We start from the raw sequence: 16,458 nt of genomic DNA, 5'->3' as shown, positions 1-16,458 counted from the left end.
GGCCTGAACAGGCTAGTGACCCATATCAGACGCACCCTCTTGCTGGGGGTGCGGGCTGGTTGACCCGTCCATGGGCGGGCCAGCAGCAAGATGATGATAGATGTGGGTTGATGGATGGATGATAGAATTTGGCGGTGTTTAGCCCCAAAATATTCCCTCCATCCGCCGCATAGAGCGGGGCGACATGTTGTTACACATCATTGCACGCGGACGTATTGGCCGAGGACCAGAAGCCGAACTGGTCGACCGATATATGAAGCGCGTGACATGGGCGCATAAAATCACCGAACTGCCCGATACGGGCGGGCGAATGCCCGCGCCCGTTGACCAAGGCCGCACCATCTTGCTGGACGAGGGCGGCGAACAAATGTCCTCGCTGGAATTTGCCCGATTGCTGGAAAAATGGCGCGACAGCGGGGTGCGGGAAACGCGCTTTTGCCTGGGCGCAGCCGATGGATTCACCCCAGCCGAGCGCGAGGGGGCCGACAAAATCATCGCCTTTGGCCGTGCGACATGGCCGCATTTGATGGCGCGGGCGATGTTGGCCGAACAATTGTGGCGGGCCACCAGCATCGTTGCCGGCCACCCCTATCACCGCGAAGGGCGTCAGTGAAACCGGCGCGCCCTGCCCCGAAAAAAGCCATTTGGATTGCCCTTGGGGCGGCGGCCTTGACGGGTGCAATTGGGGGCGGCGTGCATATGTGGCGCAGCAACGCCAACAGCAGCGGCGCAGAAATTTTCAACCCTGATCAATTGGCGGGGCAAGAACGGCGCGATTTGCTGGCCGCGCAAAAACAATCCGCCGAAGCCATAGCGCGCAGCAAAAGCTTGGAAGAGGAAGCCGCCAAGGCGCAGGACCAAGCCGAAAAGCTGAAGATTCAGGCGATGGCCGTGGCAGCGCGCATTCAATCCGCCGAGGCGGATATTCAGGCCGCCCAAATCAAGCTGACCGATATCAACCGCAATTTAACGGTTCAACAAGACAAGCTGGCCCGCCAGCAAAAGCCGCTGATGGAATTAACGGCGCTGTTGCAGCAATTAAGCCGCCGCCCGCCGGTGACGGTGCTGGCCCAGCCTGGGTCGCTGGACGAACTGGTCCATGCCCGCGCGGTGATTGAAGCGATCACCCCCGTCGTCGAAGAAAAATCCGTGTCGATGCGCCGCGAATTGGCGGCGCTGCGCGGGATTTTGCAACAGCAAAACACCGAGATAGTGGCGCTGGAAACGGCGCAGACGAAACGCACTGAACAACGGGCTGTGCTGACCAAATTGGAACAGCAAGGCCGCAGCCGCGCCCGCCAATTAGCCAGCACGGCGCGGATGGAGGCGGACCGCGCCTTGGGGCTGGGGGAACGGGCGCGCGACATCAGCGCGCTGATGTCGGCATTGGAAGATGACAGCAAGACACGCCAAGCCTTGGCAGAGCTGGCCGGTCCCCCGCCCCGCCCCGCCCATGTTGATGCCCCCGTCACCGCCACCCCGCCGCCGCCCAGCGGGCGCGCACCCGCCAAAGGGGCCTATCGCTTGCCCGTGGTGGGCCGCGTGCTGACGGGCTTTGGCGAAGTGGATGACAGCGGCGTTCGGTCGCGCGGTATCAAGATGATGGCGGGACAAGGGGCGCAGTTGGTGGCCCCTGCGGATGGGCGCGTCAGCTATGCTGGCGAATATCGCGGATATGGAAAAATTGTCATTTTGGACCATGGCGACGGGTGGATTTCGATGGTCGCGGGGATGATCGCCCTGTCGGTTGCGGTGGGCGACACGCTGGACGCGGGCGCGCCGCTGGGCCGTGCGGGGGCGCAGGGCGATAGCATTTTGGTGGAATTGCGCCGAGGCGGCAAACCTGTCGATATTATGGCCTTGATTAGTTGAACATCCGCGCCTGCACAGCAAAGAGCATCGCTGACGCGCGCAATTGCGTTGGAGCTTGGCAAACAGGGCCTTATAGTGAGTTCAGCAGCCGCGCGCTGTGATGACGGAAAGATTGGCATGACTGATTCGATGAAGACCCCTTCGGCCCCCCGCCGCCGCTTTGCTTATTGGCAGGCCGCCGCCGCGTTTAGCACGCTGGCACTGGTGCCATTGGCAACGGGCGCCATGGCCAAGGTGGATGCATCGACCACCGCCGAATTCAAACGCTTCATGAATATTTTTCTGGAAGTGAAAAATAATTATGTCGAACCCGTCGCCGACGACAAGCTGATTGAAGGCGCGATTAACGGCATGTTGGCGGCGCTGGACCCGCATAGCGGATATTTGGACGAGCGCGGATTTGCCACATTGCGCACCCAGACGGACGGCGAATATGGCGGCTTGGGCCTGTCGGTGACGCAAGAAGACGGCGTGGTGAAAGTGATCGCGCCAACCGCCGACACCCCTGCCGACCGTGCGGGTATTAAAGCGGGCGATTATATTACGCACATCAACAAAGTGTTGGTATTCGGCATGTCGCTGGACGAAGCGGTCGAGCAAATGCGCGGCCGCCCCGGCACCACCGTGGCGATTACCGTAGTGCGCGAAGGCCAGCAAAAACCGCTGGAAATGACGCTGACCCGCGAAATTATTGATGTGAAGCCAGTAAAATGGGAAGTGCAAAATGACGTCGGCATTCTGACGATCACATCCTTTTCCGCCAATGCCACCCGCGATTTGGAAGCGGCGATGGCGTCGGTCGAAAAGTCGATGGGCAAGAAACCACGCGGCTGGATTTTGGATTTGCGGTCCAACCCCGGCGGTTTGTTGGACGAAGCCGTGGGCGTCAGCGACATTTTCTTGGAAAAAGGCGAAATTGTTTCCCAGCGCGGTCGCCGCAAGAGCGACATTGAACGCTATTTCGCCCAGCCCGGTGATGTAGCCCAAGGTGCGCCGGTGATTGTGTTGATTGACGCCGGCTCGGCGTCGGCATCCGAAATTGTGGCGGGCGCGCTGCAAGACCAGCACCGCGCCGTGGTGATGGGCGAGCGCAGCTTTGGCAAGGGGTCGGTTCAGACCGTCTTGCCGCTGAGCGAAACGACGGCGCTGCGCCTGACCACCGCCCGTTATTACACGCCGTCGGGACGCAGCGTGCAAGAAGGCGGGATTGAACCTGATTTGCGCGTGCCGCAATTGTCGGACCCCGATTATGCGTCGCGGCCCCAGTTCCGCGAAAGCGACCTGCGCCGCCACCTGATTAACGAAGCGAAAATTGATAACAGCGTTTTGGAAAAGGATAGCAAGCCCGACCCGCGCTTTACCGCCACCGCCGCCGAATTAAAGGCCAAGGGGGTTGACGATTATCAGATGCATTATGCGTTGCAGACGATTGGCCGCATCAGCCCACAAAGCATGGCCGCGCAAGTGGCCAAGCGCCCTGCGGCGCGCGGCCAATAAGCGGGGGTGAAGGATATGAACCTGCGGACCGCGCCGACCGTCAACAGCATGATTTTCTGGGCTTTATTGGTGCCTTGCGCGCTGTATGGCAGCGCCCTGATTGCGCAATATGGCTTTGGCCTGCATCCGTGCGAGATGTGCTATTGGCAGCGTTGGCCCCACCAAGCGGCCATTGTGCTGGGCCTGCTGGCCTTGCTGTTGCGCGCGAACGTGACGGCGGCGCGCTTGCTGGTGCTGCTGGCCGGTGTAGCGGTGATCATCAGCGGGCTGATCGGCCTGTTTCACTGGGGCGTCGAGCAAGGATTTTGGGAAGGGCTGACCAGTTGCAGCACGGGGGCCAGCGGGCCGATTTCGCTGACCGACATTATGGCGGCGCCGGTCATTCGCTGTGATGTACCGCAATGGAAATTTTTTGGCATTTCCATGGCCGCAATGAACATGATCGGGTCCATCGTGGGCGGGCTGATCATCTTGCGCTTGTGGAAAAATGGGGGCACATCTGCATCATGAGCCAGTCACCCCATAGCAGCAGAAACAAGGCCCTTGCCGACAATCCATTTGCTGGCAAGACCAGCAAGGACATTGCGTCGATGATCCGCGTGGACCATGCGGGCGAATTTGGCGCGACCCGTATTTATGCGGGCCAACTGGCCGTGATGGGCGACCGTCACCCCATGGGCCGCGATATTGCGCATATGGCCGAACAAGAAGAACGGCATTTGCGCTTTTTCAACGAGATTTTACCGCGACGCGGGGTGCGTCCCACGGCGTTGCAGCCATTTTGGAATGTGGCGGGCTTTGCGCTGGGCGCAGTGACAGCGGCGATGGGGCCGCGCGTGGCCATGGCTTGTACAGCGGCGGTGGAAACCGAAATCGACCGTCACTATCAAGAACAATTGGAAGCCTTGGGGGATAGCGACCCCGAATTAAGTCAAGCCGTGGCGGAATTTCGGGCCGAAGAGCTGGAGCATCGCGACGCTGCCATTGCGGCTGGCGCGGAAAGTGCGCCCGCCTATCCGTTGCTGAGCATGGCGATCAGAGCTGGGTGCCGCGCCGCCATTGCTATTTCGAAGCGCGTCTAAAGACGCAAAAAAGGCACGACGTTCACGCCGGATGCAGCAATGCAGCGCCACAAGATTGATGATATGGTGCCGACAAATTTGACATATATGAAGTGCCCAACATCAGGGCGATGTGCCGGAAACAGTGTAAAGGATAGGATAGCATGAACCGCCTGCCCCTGAACGCCTTGGCTTTCATCCCTTTGGCCATGATGGGCGGATTATTTGCGCCTGCCGCGATGGCCCAACAGGAAAAGGTCAATCAAGTCATTGTGTATGGCAATGACCAGTGCAAACCCAGCAGCGATGACGAAATTGTGGTGTGTAACCGCTTGCCCGAAGGCGATCGTTACCGCGTGCCGCAAATTTTCCGTGGCGGCGACCCGCTGGACCCCCGCAACGAAGCGTGGATGAACCGCGTGGTAGCGGTGGAACGCATTGGCCGTTTCGGCACCGATAGCTGTTCACCGGTTGGCCTTGGTGGCTTTACCGGATGCACCCAAGCCTTGGTTGCGGGTGCCCGCGCCGAAGAGGTCGCATCCAGCAAGACAGATTGGCTGGCGATGATCCGCGAAGAGCGGGAAAAACGCGTGGCCGGATTCGACCAAGCGGCCCAAGAAGTCGAAAATGCCGTGCAAGCCGAAGAGCGGGCGATGGAAGAACGCCGCCGCGCCGCCGCCGAATTGGAAGCGCAAGGCAATGGGGTTCGCTTGCCCGCGGATGCCAGCGACTCGGGACCAGACGCACCGCTTCCAACCGTGCCGCCGCGCCAAAAATAAGGCTCAAAATGATGGGTGCGGTAGAATTTGGTCCGCACCCATTGCAAAATATGATGCGCCATCTGGAAAAATAGCCGAAATAAGCGCCACTTTCTGGGGCCTTTCCATTTGCAACAGCGCACAAATGGATGAAATTTCCCCAATAAAGACAGCTCATTAGAAGGGGCCTGCCGCAGGCATAAGGCAGTTAGTCCCCAATATGAGCGAAAGCGGGGTTAAATGTTAACCTTTGCCTGCCAGCGTGGCTTGACTCAGGACGAAAATGGCGGAAATCCTGTGCATATGGGTACGCCGAGACGGAGGCGGGGTAATGGCTTCGACATTTGAACAGGGGGTTTGGCGGCGCTGCTCGGCACGCGTTCCTGCTGCGCGCAGCCTTGGCAAACGGATGAGCATTCATGCCGCCCTGTCCTTGATTGCCTTTTCCATCTGGGAAATCTGGCTGGTGTCTTTGGCGCTGGATCGCGGCTATTCCGCCGCCTTATGGATTGTCGCTTTGTTGATGGTTGCCGCCCTTGCCGTGCCCATCACCTTGATGATGGATCGCCGCTGGGACAATTATAGCCGTCAGGCGCTGGCAAGTTCTGGCTTGCACGACCGGTTCCGCCGTGACGTGCGCTTGTTATGGGCGGGTGCCTTTTGCGTTCCCTTTTTATGGTTGGCGCCCATGACCTTTGCCGGTGATGCCATTGCGGCTATGCTGCATTGAGATGCTGCATTGAGCCGATAAAATATAGGCCGATACGCCATATAATTTCACGGGCTGATGGCCCTGTGTTCCGATCATTCAACGCCAGATGCGAATTTTCAACCGTCATTTTATGATTGTTTTTGACGCGTCTGCTTGCGGCGTCTAGGGCAAAGTCATGCTGAAAGTTTCGGAAGCCCTCGATCGCGCTCGGCTGCTTTGTGATGCCGCCACCAAGGCTGGCGCAGATGCTGCAGACGCCCTTTATTATTGCAACGCCTCTACATCCGTTTCCATGCGGCTGGGCGCGTTGGAAGATGTCGAGCGGTCGGAAACCCAAGATATCAGCCTGCGGGTTTTTGTGGGCCAACGCAGCGCCAGCGTGTCCACCGCCGATATGGACGCGGGCGAATTGCAAAAGCTGGTCGAACGCTGTGTCGCCATGGCCAGCCAAGCCCCCGAAGACCCCTATAGCGGCTTGGCCCCCGAAGAGATGCTGTTTCACGGGGAAGCCCCCGATCTGGAACTGGACGACGACAGCGAAGCGAACCCCAGCGCGCTGCGCGAGGCCGCCTTGGCCGCCGAAGACGCCGCCCGTGCCGTTGACGGTGTGACCAACAGCGAAGGTGGCAGCGCCAGCCACAGCCGCACGCGCTTCGCGCTGGTGACCAGCCACGGCTTTGAAGGGGGATATGGTAGCAGCGGACATAGCCTGTCGGCCAGCGTGATTGCGGGTGAAGGCGCGAATATGCAGCGCGATTATGGCTGGCATAGCGCCCATCATTTGACCGACTTGGAAAGCGCCGAGATGATTGGCCGCCGCGCGGGCGACCGAGCCGTGGCACGGCTGAACCCCGGAAAAGCGCCCGTTGGCAAATTGCCCATTTTGTTCGATCCACGCGTTTCCAGTACCATTATCGGCCATATTTTGGGCGCGATGGCGGGACCAGCCGTAGCGCGGGGCACCAGTTTCTTGCTGGGCAAAGAAGATCAAAAGCTGTTTGACAGCAGCTTGCTCATCCGGGACGAACCGCACCGCTTGCGCGGCCTGCGCAGCCGCGCCTTTGACGGCGAAGGCCTGCCCACCGATGCGCGGGACATTGTGCAGGGCGGAAGGATTACGGGTTGGCTGATGGACACCGCATCAGCCAAGCAATTGGGCCAAAAGCCAACGGGTCATGCCAGCCGCGGCGGCGGGTCGTCGGGCGTGATGGCCAGCAATGTGCATCTGGCCGCCGGCAGCATCAGCCGCGCCGATATGATTGCCGACATCGCCAGCGGCGTGATTGTGACCGAATTGATCGGCCAAGGCGTGAACCCCGTGACGGGCGATTATAGCCGAGGAGCGTCGGGTTTCTTGATTCAGGATGGCGAAGTGGTGGGCGCGGTTGCCGAATTTACCATTGCGGGCAATTTGCTGGACATGTTCGCCGCCATCACCCCCGCCGACGATCTGAGCTTTCGCCAAGCCACCAATGCGCCGACGCTGCGAATTGACGGCATGACCGTCGCCAGCAGTTAAAAGGGCGGCATGACGGACATCAACTTAGAAGCCGTCATCGCCGCAACGCGAGAAGTTGGCGATATGGCCATGGCCCGATGGCGGGGCGAAGGCCGCGCCGTGACCGTATGGGACAAATCGCCGGATAACCCCGTCAGCGACGTCGACTTGGCCGTAGATGAACGGTTGAAGGCGGTGTTGGGCGCCATGATGCCCGAGGCTGGCTGGCTGTCCGAAGAAACGGCGGACAATAAAGAAAGATTGCAGCATCGCCATATGTGGTGCGTGGACCCCATTGATGGAACACGCGATTTCATTCGGGGCCGCGCCGGATGGGCAGTGTCCGTGGCGCTGGTGACCGATGGCCTGCCCCGCCTTGGGGTGTTATATGCGCCCGCCCGCGATGAATTATATATTGCCGTGGATGGCAAAGGCGCAACGCTGAACGATATGCCGCTGATCGCCAGCCAACGGGTTGAATTTTCAGGTTCGCGCGTGCCATCAGATGCCTTGGGCAAAATCGATTCCGATCTGGTGATGGTTGAAAAACCGAACAGCATTGCGTTGCGTATGGCCATGGTAGCCGATGGCCGCGCCGATCTGGTCGCCACCTTGCGCTGGGGCTTTGAATGGGATGTCGCCGCATCCGCGCTGATTGCCATCGAAGCAGGCGCCCGCGTGACCGATGCCTTTGGTGATGCACTCCAGTTCAACACGGCGCGGGCCCAAGCCTTTGGCGTCATTGCCTCGGCCCCCCAAATTCATGCTGCCGCCGTGAAACGATTGCATGATCGGGCGGTCGCTGGTAAAAACCGAACCGCATCGGGGACATAAGCGGCGCGATGAACTGAACGGTTGGCGACGCCCCTTATTCTTTGCGGTATCACTGCCGCAACGGCCGTGAAAACCCCTTGCTTTGCTTGACAATTGAAGCGACTCACCTTAACGACCATCCGTTCCGATGTGATGACCGGACGACAGCAGGCCCAGCGCGCTGTTGTGGTCCGTTTTTTGCGTTGGAATTCAGACGCTTTGAGATAGGGCCTCCTTGCCAGAGGATCCTGTGGAGCAGGAGAAAGATTCACATGGCACGTATTGCGGGCGTTAACTTGCCCACCAACAAGCGCGTAATCATCGCGCTCACCTACATCCACGGCATCGGCGCGAAAACCGCTGTCGATATCGCCAACAAGCTGAACATCGACCACACGCGTCGTGTTAATGAGCTGTCGGACGCCGAAATTCTGCAAATCCGCGAAACGCTGGATGCTGATCACACCGTAGAAGGTGACCTGCGTCGCCAAACCGCGATGAACATCAAGCGTTTGATGGACCTCGCATGCTACCGTGGCCTGCGTCACCGTAAGGGCCTGCCCGTTCGCGGTCAGCGCACCCACACGAACGCTCGCACCCGCAAGGGCAAGGCGAAGCCGATCGCAGGTAAGAAGAAATAAGATTGGCGCGTCTGCTGTCTGGCAGACCCCCTTATTTTTTCGCCGATATGTTGGACCTACAACGCGTCGGTTTGCTTCAGAATTTAGGTAGGATTATAAAATGGCTCGTGAACCACAGCGCCTTCGTCGGCGCGAACGCAAAAATATTTCGTCGGGTGTGGCCCACGTCAACGCGACCTTCAACAACACCATGATCACCATCACCGATGCACAGGGCAACGCCATTTCCTGGTCGAGCGCTGGCATGATGGGCTTTAAGGGCAGCCGCAAGTCGACCCCTTATGCTGCTCAGGTTTGTGCTGAAGACGCTGGCAAGAAGGCCGCCGAACATGGCGTCCGTACGCTGGAAGTTGAAGTAAAGGGTCCTGGCGCTGGTCGTGAATCGGCTCTGCGCGCTCTGCAAGCGGTTGGCTTCCACATCACGTCGATCCGTGACGTGACGCCGATCCCGCACAATGGTGTCCGCCCGGCCAAGCGCCGCCGCGTCTGATATCCCAACGAAGCGGCGGTGTTTTTAAACACTGCCGCTGCGTCGCATAACTTACCGCAGGACTGGCAGCGCATGTGCCGCTGGTCCCGCCCAACGCAAAGGGAAGTCTATGACTGTCAATATCCGGAACTGGCAGGAATTGAAGAAGCCCAGCAATCTGGAAATTAAGGCCGGCAGCGACGGCAAGCGGAAGGCGACCTTTGTTGCTGAACCGCTCGAGCGCGGTTTCGGCTTGACGCTTGGTAACGCGCTGCGCCGCGTTCTCTTGTCGTCGCTTCAGGGTGCGGCTGTTACTTCGATCAAAATCGAGAATGTCCTCCACGAATTCTCTAGCCTTGCCGGCGTCCGGGAAGATGTCACCGACATCATTCTGAACGTGAAGCAGATCGCCCTGAAAATGGAAGGCGAAGGTCAAAAGCGCCTTCAACTGTCCGCGACGGGCCCCGCCACTGTTAAGGCTGGCGACATCATGGTGTCGGGCGACACCCAAGTGATGAACCCCAACCATGTCATTTGCCACCTGGATGATGGTGCAACGTTGAACATGGAACTGACCGCCGACACCGGCAAAGGTTATGTTCCGGCAGCGGCCAACCGTCCGGTGGATGCGCCAATTGGCCTGATTCCGATTGATGCGCTGTTCTCGCCTGTTCGTCAGGTCGCCTATAAGGTGGAAAATGCGCGTATTGGTCAAGAGCTTGACTATGACAAGCTGAACCTGACCATCGAAACCGACGGCACGGTCACTCCGGAAGACGCCGTGGCTTATGCAGCGCGCATTTTGCAAGACCAGTTGCAAGTGTTCGTCCACTTCGAAGACGCGATGAGCGACAGCGGCCTGATCGGCGTTGCAGCCCCATCGCAGTCGAGCGAAGAATCGGATGCAAACCAGCTCAACCGCTATCTGCTGAAGAAGGTGGACGAGTTGGAATTGTCGGTCCGCAGCGCAAACTGCCTGAAGAACGACAATATCATCTATATCGGCGATCTGGTTCAAAAGACCGAAGCCGAAATGCTGCGCACGCCGAACTTTGGCCGCAAGTCCTTGAACGAAATCAAGGAAGTCTTGTCGTCCATGGGTCTGCGTTTGGGCATGGACATCCCCGGTTGGCCGCCCGAAAATATCGAGGAAATGGCCAAGAAGCTGGAACAAGAGCTGCTGGGTTAATCAAATTTGGCACCCTGATTTTTCGTCAGGGTGCCGATTTGGCGTTCGGCGCACGCTGTTAGCCAACAACGGGAAATTGGCGTTCGGCGGAAGCCGTTAGCCAAGGACGGGATTGGATGCGGCGGAAGCCGATATCCAACAACGGGAATTTGGCTCCCCCGCAAGTGGGCCAGGTCTGGGCTACCTAAAACGGGCCCTTAACAAACAAAGGAATGGATTATGCGTCATAAAGTTGGCGGTCGTAAGCTTCAGCGCACCAGTGCACATCGTACCGCGATGTTCCGCAACATGTCGGCTTCGCTCATCAAGCATGAGCAAATCACGACGACTGTTGCAAAAGCAAAAGAACTCCGTCCCTATGTTGAAAAGCTGATCACGCTCGCAAAGCGTGGTGGTCTTGCAAACCGTCGTCTGGCGCAAAGCCGCCTGATGGACGATGCACAGTTGAAGAAACTGTTCGACGTTCTGGCCGAACGTTACAAGGATCGCAACGGCGGTTACACCCGCATCATCAAGGCTGGCATCCGTGCATCGGACGCTGCGCCAATCGCGATCATTGAATTCGTTGACCGTGACGTTGCTGCCAAGGGTCAGGACTCCGGTCCGGTTCTGGGCGACGAAGCCGACGCAGCATAATTGTTGCGAACGCTACGGATATAGAAAGGCCCTGCGGTAACGCGGGGCCTTTTTTTTATGCGCGCCCACATAGTGGTGCGAAGTAAATGCACCGATGAAAGCGGCACAGCCAGAATTGCTGTCACAATGCGTATCAATCCCAAAAGACGGCGCGCACGTTTGGCGGCATAATTCCTCCTTTATGGTCGGGGAGGAAGCCATGGGACAGCCCAGCATGGTTCACAGCATATATAGCGCAGGACGGCCCCATTGGGGACATAGCATAGCTCATAAGCCGATGATGCGGGCCATGTTGTGGTGCTTGGCCGGTTTCGCTGCACTTTGGGCGGGCTTGGCCCATGCCGCGCCGCCAACCAGCGGAACCTATATGTTGGAAGGCGGCAGCTATGTCATCACGGTGCAGATGGACGGCGGCAATCTGATGGTCGAAGAACCCAATAAAACCAGCCCTTATGCTCCGCAAAATGACGGCAGTTTTCACTTTTTCAATCCCAATACCAACACCAACTATGGCATTCGCAAAATTGATGATCGGACCATCGAAGCATTTAAGCCGGGAACCAGCCAGCCCTCATCCCGCCTTGTGTTGATCAGCACAGCCCTTCCCAGCGCCGAGGATATTTCCAGCAGCGAAAGCGAGAAATGGGAGAATATCGCCAATGATTATATGGAACGCAGCCAAAATGACCCCGCCAATGTCCAAAGCTGGATCGCCTGCGGCGGCGTGGCGTTGAAGCGCAGCATTTCCACCAAAGCGGATGCCGATGCTTATGCCCAGCAAATGGCGGCAATGCTGCGCCAAATGTCGGCCATATCATCGCCGTGTCCCGAAGTATTTTCTTTCTAGGGCATATAGCAGAAACCTAGCGGCCTAGGGTCAGGCCCCCAAGGTCAGAACCCTAGTCGTCGTTCATAGCCCGTGCCACTTTGTTCGTCGAAGGTGGTTGGCGCGGCGCCGCCAGCTTGTTACGGTTGCAACCATTGTCTTTCCCAAAAAAGGGGCATCCATGCGCCGCTCTCTTGTGCTTTCTGCCATTCCTCTTATCGCTTTGACCATGACCAGCAACATCCCCGCCTCCGCCCGCCCCGCTGCGCCCAATAGCCGCGCGGCGACACCGGTTCCCGCTTATCCCGCCACCGCGCGAGGGGATGTGGTCGACAGCCAATTTGGCGTCGATGTTGCGGACCCCTATCGCTGGTTAGAAGATGATGTGCGGGTGAACCCCAAAGTGGCAGAATGGGTTGGCGCGCAAAATGCCGTGACCGATGCCTATTTAGCGACCCTGCCTGGCCGCGCGATTTTGAAGCAGCGCATGACCCAGCTTTATGATTATGAGCGTTATGGCCTGCCGCAAAAGGCGGGGCAGCGTTATTTTTACAGTCGCAATGACGGGTTACAGCCGCAATCCGTGCTTTATGTGCGCGACGGTTTGCAGGGCGAGGGCCGTGTGTTGATTGACCCCAATCCTTGGGCGAAAGATGGCGCAACGGCGCTGGCCGAATGGACCCCGTCCGAGGATGGCAAATATCTGCTCTATGCGGTGCAGGATGGCGGCAGCGATTGGCGGACCGTCAAGGTGAAGGATGTGGCGACGGGGCAGGATATGCCGGATACCATCCAATGGGTGAAATTTTCGGCGCTTAGCTGGGCCAAGGATGGCAGCGGATTTTATTATAGCCGCTTTCCAGAGCCAGACGCCAAGGGCGCGTTTCAGGATTTGAACCGTGACCAGTCGGTCTATTTCCACCGCTTGGGCACAGCGCAGAACGCCGATATATTGGTGCATAGCACGCCAGAAGACCCAGAACTCAACAACACCGCCCATGTGACGGATGATGGGAAATATCTGCTCGCTTATGCCAGCAAGGGCACGGATGCGCGCTATAATGTATGGGCTTATCCGATTACGGCGACCGGCGTTGGCAAAGCCATACCGCTGTTCAGCGATTTTGCGCATAGCTGGTCCTATGTCGCCAATGAAGGCACGGGCTTTATCTTTCAAACCAACAAGGATGCGCCGCGCGAACGCTTGGTGTCGCTGGACATCGCCAAGCCCAGCGCCTTGGCAGAAATTGTCCCACAGCGTGACGCCACTTTGGCGGGGGCCAGCCGCGTGGGGGACCGTTTGATCCTTAGCTATATGCAAGATGCCAAGTCCAAGGTGGAAATGGTGTCGCTGGACGGCAAGCCAGCCGGAGAGGTGATGCTGTCGGGTATTGGGTCAGCAGCGGGCTTTGGTGGCAGCCCCAAGGATAGCGAAAGCTTTTACGCCTTTTACAGCTTTGCGCGCCCTGCAACCATTTATCGGTTCGACAGCAAGACCGGCAAAAGCGAGGTTTTTGTTGAACCCAAGCTGGCGTTCAACCCCGATGATTATAGCGTCGAGCAACGCTTTTTCGCATCCAAAGATGGCACCAAAGTGCCGATGTTTGTGGTGATGAAAAAGGGTGTGGACCGCGCCAAAGGGTCGCCAACCCTGATGTATGGCTATGGCGGGTTTAACGTGTCGTTGACGCCGACATTCTCGCCGACATGGTTGTCGTGGATGGAACAAGGCGGCGTGTTGGCGATGGTCAATCTGCGCGGCGGCGGCGAATATGGTAAGGCTTGGCATGATGAAGGCCGTTTGCGGAACAAGCAAAATGTGTTCGACGATTTCATTGGTGCGGGCGAAGCCTTGATCGCCAGCGGAACCACCGGACGCGGGCAATTGGCGATTGAGGGCGGATCGAACGGCGGCTTGCTGGTGGCGGCGGTGACCAACCAGCGGCCCGATTTATTCGCAGCCGCCCTGCCCGCCGTGGGCGTGATGGACATGCTGCGTTTCCACAAATTCACCGCAGGCCGTTATTGGATTGACGATTATGGTAACCCCGAAGCCGACGGTGACTTTCAATATCTGCGCGCCTATTCCCCCTATCATAATGTGCGCAGCGGTGTGGATTATCCGGCCATTTTGGTAACCACGGCGGACACCGATGACCGTGTGGTGCCGGGTCACAGCTTCAAATATGTCGCGGCGTTGCAGCAGGCGCAAATTGGCGACAAGCCGCATCTGATCCGCATTGAAACGCGGGCGGGCCATGGGTCGGGCAAGCCCGTGGACAAGATTATTGCAGAGGCGTCGGATAAATATGCCTTTGCCGCACATTTCACGGGCCTGACCTTGTCCGCGCAGGAGCAATAATTCCATGTCGTGGGATTTTTCCAATATCAGAGCCGATCCAGCCACGCTGTGGAGCGAAATGAGCGATGGGGCCGCCGCTTTGGTGGACGGCGAAAGCGACGCCATTGCCAATATGGCCAATATTTCGGCCCTAATTTGGCAGGTGATGCCCGATCTGAACTGGGCGGGCTTTTACCGCTTTGATGGCCGCGAATTGGTGTTGGGACCGTTTCAGGGCAAGGCCGCTTGTATCCGTATCGCGCTGGACAAAGGCGTGTGCGGGGCCGCCGCGCGCACGCGCGAAAGCCAGCGCGTTGAGGATGTCCACGCCTTTCCAGGGCATATCGCCTGCGACGCCGCCAGCCGCAGCGAATTGGTGGTACCGATTGTCCATGATGGACGCTTGATTGGCGTGCTGGACTTGGACAGCCCCGTGCCCGCACGCTTTACCCCAGCGGACCAAGCGGGCGCCGAGGCGATGACCGCCCGTCTGGCCCCAGCCTTGGCCGGATAAGCGGCGCTGATACGCCTATGAAATAAAGCAAGGCCCTGCATATGTCGGCGGGGCCTTGCTTTATGAACGGGAGATAAGCGGGCAATTCAGCAACTTGTCACCCGAATCATCCTAGACCATCAGGCATAGGGCACGCATCAGCGTCGCTTCGATCTAGGAGATGGCATATGGCCAAATTGTTCAATATCCCTGCGCCAAAGGCCGCTATTAGTGCAGCCTTGATCGCCAGCATGGCCATAAGCGCAGCCCCAGCCGCCGCACAAAGCCGCGATTATAACCGCGACCGTGACGGCATCAGTGCCGGTGAAGTGATTGCCGGTGTCGTCGTCTTGGGCGGATTGGCCGCGATTTTGTCCAGCGGGAATGACCGTGACGACCGTTATCGCGACAATCGTTACAATAATGACGCCCGTTACGGCTATGGCTATGATTATCGCCGCCATGGTGACAGCCGCGCCGCCGTCAACCAATGTGCCCGCGCCGTGGAACGCGATTCCCGCCGCTATGGCCGCACGCAGGTGACGCAAATCACCAGCATCGACCGCAAGCGCGATGGATATCGCCTGAAGGGTGAAGTCGTGGCGGATCTGGGCCGTGATCGCGGTTCCTATGGCCGCGACCCCTATAATCGGGGCCGTTACGCCAGCGACCGTTATGATCGGGGCCGCTTCACCTGCGAAGTGAAATATGGCCGCGTTCAGGACGTGAAGATTTCGGGTCTGAAACGCCGTTAAGCCCAGTTCTGAGGGATTGAATCAAAAAGGGCGCTGGCGGACATCATCCCCAGCGCCCTTTTGCATATGCCCGCAAAACATCCGGCCGAATTGGAAAATCAGGCGACTTCGAGTTCGGCAGGTTGGCCATTTTCGTCCAGATCGCGCAGCACATAGCCACGCCCCCAAACAGTTTCGATGTAATTTTCGCCATGGCAGGCCAGCGCCAATTTCTTGCGCAGCTTGCAGATGAACACGTCGATGATCTTAAGTTCCGGCTCGTCCATGCCGCCATAAAGATGGTTCAGGAACATTTCCTTGGTAAGCGTGGTGGATTTGCGCAGGCTGAGCAGTTCCAGCATTTGATATTCTTTGCCCGTCAAATGAACGCGAACACCGTCAACCTCGACCGTTTTGCTGTCCAGATTCACGGCGAGCTTGCCAGTGCGGATCACGCTTTGGCTGTGGCCCTTGGACCGGCGGACAACGGCATGGATGCGGGCGACCAATTCGTCGCGGTGGAACGGCTTGGTGACATAATCATCCGCGCCGAAACCAAAGCTGCGAACCTTGGTGTCCATTTCGGAAATGCCCGACAATACCAAAACCGGTGTTTGCACCTTCGCGGTGCGCAATTTCTTGAGCACGTCATAGCCGTGCATATCGGGCAAATTCAGATCCAGCAAAATGATGTCATAATCATAGAGCTTGCCCAGATCGAGGCCTTCCTCGCCCAGATCAGTGGAATAGACCACAAATCCTTCGCTGGTCAGCATCGTATCGATGGCTTTGGCGGTTGTTGGTTCGTCCTCGATCAGCAAAACACGCATTGGGCACCCCTTGCTATTAACAATTGTCTATCGACACTTGGGCCAAAACTCATCGCGCTGGCCCACCCCCTGTGCGTCGATGACAATC

The 16,458-nt window shown here is 58.2% G+C and carries 18 protein-coding genes; 17 read left to right on the top strand and 1 reads right to left on the bottom strand.

Going from position 1 to position 16,458, the window contains the following annotated elements; all coding sequences use genetic code 11:
* Positions 1 to 184 precede the first annotated feature (184 nt).
* From LKO31_RS05310 to LKO31_RS05230, 17 genes are all read left to right on the top strand, one after another.
* Entirely contained in the window at positions 185 to 613 is a 429-nt protein-coding gene (locus tag LKO31_RS05310) for a 23S rRNA (pseudouridine(1915)-N(3))-methyltransferase RlmH (RefSeq protein ID WP_227689100.1), read from the top strand.
* A complete protein-coding gene (locus LKO31_RS05305) occupies positions 610 to 1,872 on the top strand; it encodes a murein hydrolase activator EnvC family protein (RefSeq protein ID WP_227689099.1) in 1,263 nt (420 codons plus the stop codon). Before LKO31_RS05310 ends, LKO31_RS05305 begins: the two co-directional genes overlap by 4 nt.
* Before the next feature lie 117 nt (positions 1,873 to 1,989).
* Positions 1,990 to 3,369 carry a S41 family peptidase gene (locus LKO31_RS05300; protein WP_227689098.1) on the top strand — a complete coding sequence of 460 codons (1,380 nt, stop codon included), beginning with the start codon at positions 1,990 to 1,992 and terminating at the stop codon, positions 3,367 to 3,369.
* 15 nt (positions 3,370 to 3,384) lie between these two features.
* On the top strand, positions 3,385 to 3,879 hold the full coding sequence (locus LKO31_RS05295) for a disulfide bond formation protein B (RefSeq protein WP_227689097.1): 495 nt from the start codon (positions 3,385 to 3,387) through the stop codon (positions 3,877 to 3,879).
* Positions 3,880 to 3,959: 80 nt separating this feature from the next.
* Complete coding sequence (locus tag LKO31_RS05290) at positions 3,960 to 4,451, top strand: demethoxyubiquinone hydroxylase family protein (RefSeq protein ID WP_227689592.1); 492 nt, start codon at positions 3,960 to 3,962, stop codon at positions 4,449 to 4,451.
* 143 nt (positions 4,452 to 4,594) lie between these two features.
* A complete protein-coding gene (locus LKO31_RS05285; protein WP_227689096.1) occupies positions 4,595 to 5,209 on the top strand; it encodes a hypothetical protein in 615 nt (204 codons plus the stop codon).
* A gap of 310 nt (positions 5,210 to 5,519) precedes the next feature.
* Positions 5,520 to 5,918 carry a hypothetical protein gene (locus LKO31_RS05280; protein WP_227689095.1) on the top strand — a complete coding sequence of 133 codons (399 nt, stop codon included), beginning with the start codon at positions 5,520 to 5,522 and terminating at the stop codon, positions 5,916 to 5,918.
* Positions 5,919 to 6,075: 157 nt separating this feature from the next.
* A complete protein-coding gene (locus tag LKO31_RS05275; RefSeq protein ID WP_227689094.1) occupies positions 6,076 to 7,419 on the top strand; it encodes a TldD/PmbA family protein in 1,344 nt (447 codons plus the stop codon).
* A gap of 9 nt (positions 7,420 to 7,428) precedes the next feature.
* Positions 7,429 to 8,232, top strand: a complete 804-nt coding sequence (locus tag LKO31_RS05270; protein ID WP_227689093.1) for an inositol monophosphatase family protein — start codon at positions 7,429 to 7,431, stop codon at positions 8,230 to 8,232.
* A gap of 251 nt (positions 8,233 to 8,483) precedes the next feature.
* Entirely contained in the window at positions 8,484 to 8,852 is a 369-nt protein-coding gene (gene rpsM / locus LKO31_RS05265) for a 30S ribosomal protein S13 (protein WP_227689092.1), read from the top strand.
* A 100-nt stretch (positions 8,853 to 8,952) separates the two neighbouring features.
* Positions 8,953 to 9,342 (top strand): 30S ribosomal protein S11, encoded by a 390-nt coding sequence (gene rpsK / locus LKO31_RS05260; RefSeq protein ID WP_227689091.1) that lies wholly within the window; start codon positions 8,953 to 8,955, stop codon positions 9,340 to 9,342.
* Between the two features lie 109 nt (positions 9,343 to 9,451).
* Complete coding sequence (locus tag LKO31_RS05255) at positions 9,452 to 10,510, top strand: DNA-directed RNA polymerase subunit alpha (RefSeq protein ID WP_227689090.1); 1,059 nt, start codon at positions 9,452 to 9,454, stop codon at positions 10,508 to 10,510.
* Positions 10,511 to 10,729: 219 nt separating this feature from the next.
* Complete coding sequence (rplQ, locus tag LKO31_RS05250; RefSeq protein ID WP_227689089.1) at positions 10,730 to 11,146, top strand: 50S ribosomal protein L17; 417 nt, start codon at positions 10,730 to 10,732, stop codon at positions 11,144 to 11,146.
* Positions 11,147 to 11,345: 199 nt separating this feature from the next.
* Positions 11,346 to 11,993 carry a hypothetical protein gene (locus LKO31_RS05245; protein WP_227689088.1) on the top strand — a complete coding sequence of 216 codons (648 nt, stop codon included), beginning with the start codon at positions 11,346 to 11,348 and terminating at the stop codon, positions 11,991 to 11,993.
* A 160-nt stretch (positions 11,994 to 12,153) separates the two neighbouring features.
* Positions 12,154 to 14,334, top strand: coding sequence for a prolyl oligopeptidase family serine peptidase (locus LKO31_RS05240; protein ID WP_227689087.1), 2,181 nt, complete (start codon positions 12,154 to 12,156; stop codon positions 14,332 to 14,334).
* 58 nt (positions 14,335 to 14,392) lie between these two features.
* Positions 14,393 to 14,827 carry a GAF domain-containing protein gene (locus LKO31_RS05235; RefSeq protein ID WP_227689591.1) on the top strand — a complete coding sequence of 145 codons (435 nt, stop codon included), beginning with the start codon at positions 14,393 to 14,395 and terminating at the stop codon, positions 14,825 to 14,827.
* Between the two features lie 167 nt (positions 14,828 to 14,994).
* Positions 14,995 to 15,561, top strand: coding sequence for a hypothetical protein (locus LKO31_RS05230; protein WP_227689086.1), 567 nt, complete (start codon positions 14,995 to 14,997; stop codon positions 15,559 to 15,561).
* A gap of 98 nt (positions 15,562 to 15,659) precedes the next feature.
* On the opposite strand, the gene ctrA is transcribed toward LKO31_RS05230, so the two are convergent.
* A complete protein-coding gene (gene ctrA / locus LKO31_RS05225) occupies positions 15,660 to 16,370 on the bottom strand; it encodes a response regulator transcription factor CtrA (protein ID WP_227689085.1) in 711 nt (236 codons plus the stop codon).
* Positions 16,371 to 16,458 lie beyond the last annotated feature (88 nt).

Source organism: Sphingopyxis yananensis (assembly GCF_020687785.1).
In the GTDB taxonomy this organism is placed as follows: Bacteria; Pseudomonadota; Alphaproteobacteria; order Sphingomonadales; family Sphingomonadaceae; genus Sphingopyxis; species Sphingopyxis yananensis.
Note: the sequence above shows the minus strand (reverse complement) of the source record. Positions and strands in the feature narration are given on the sequence as shown.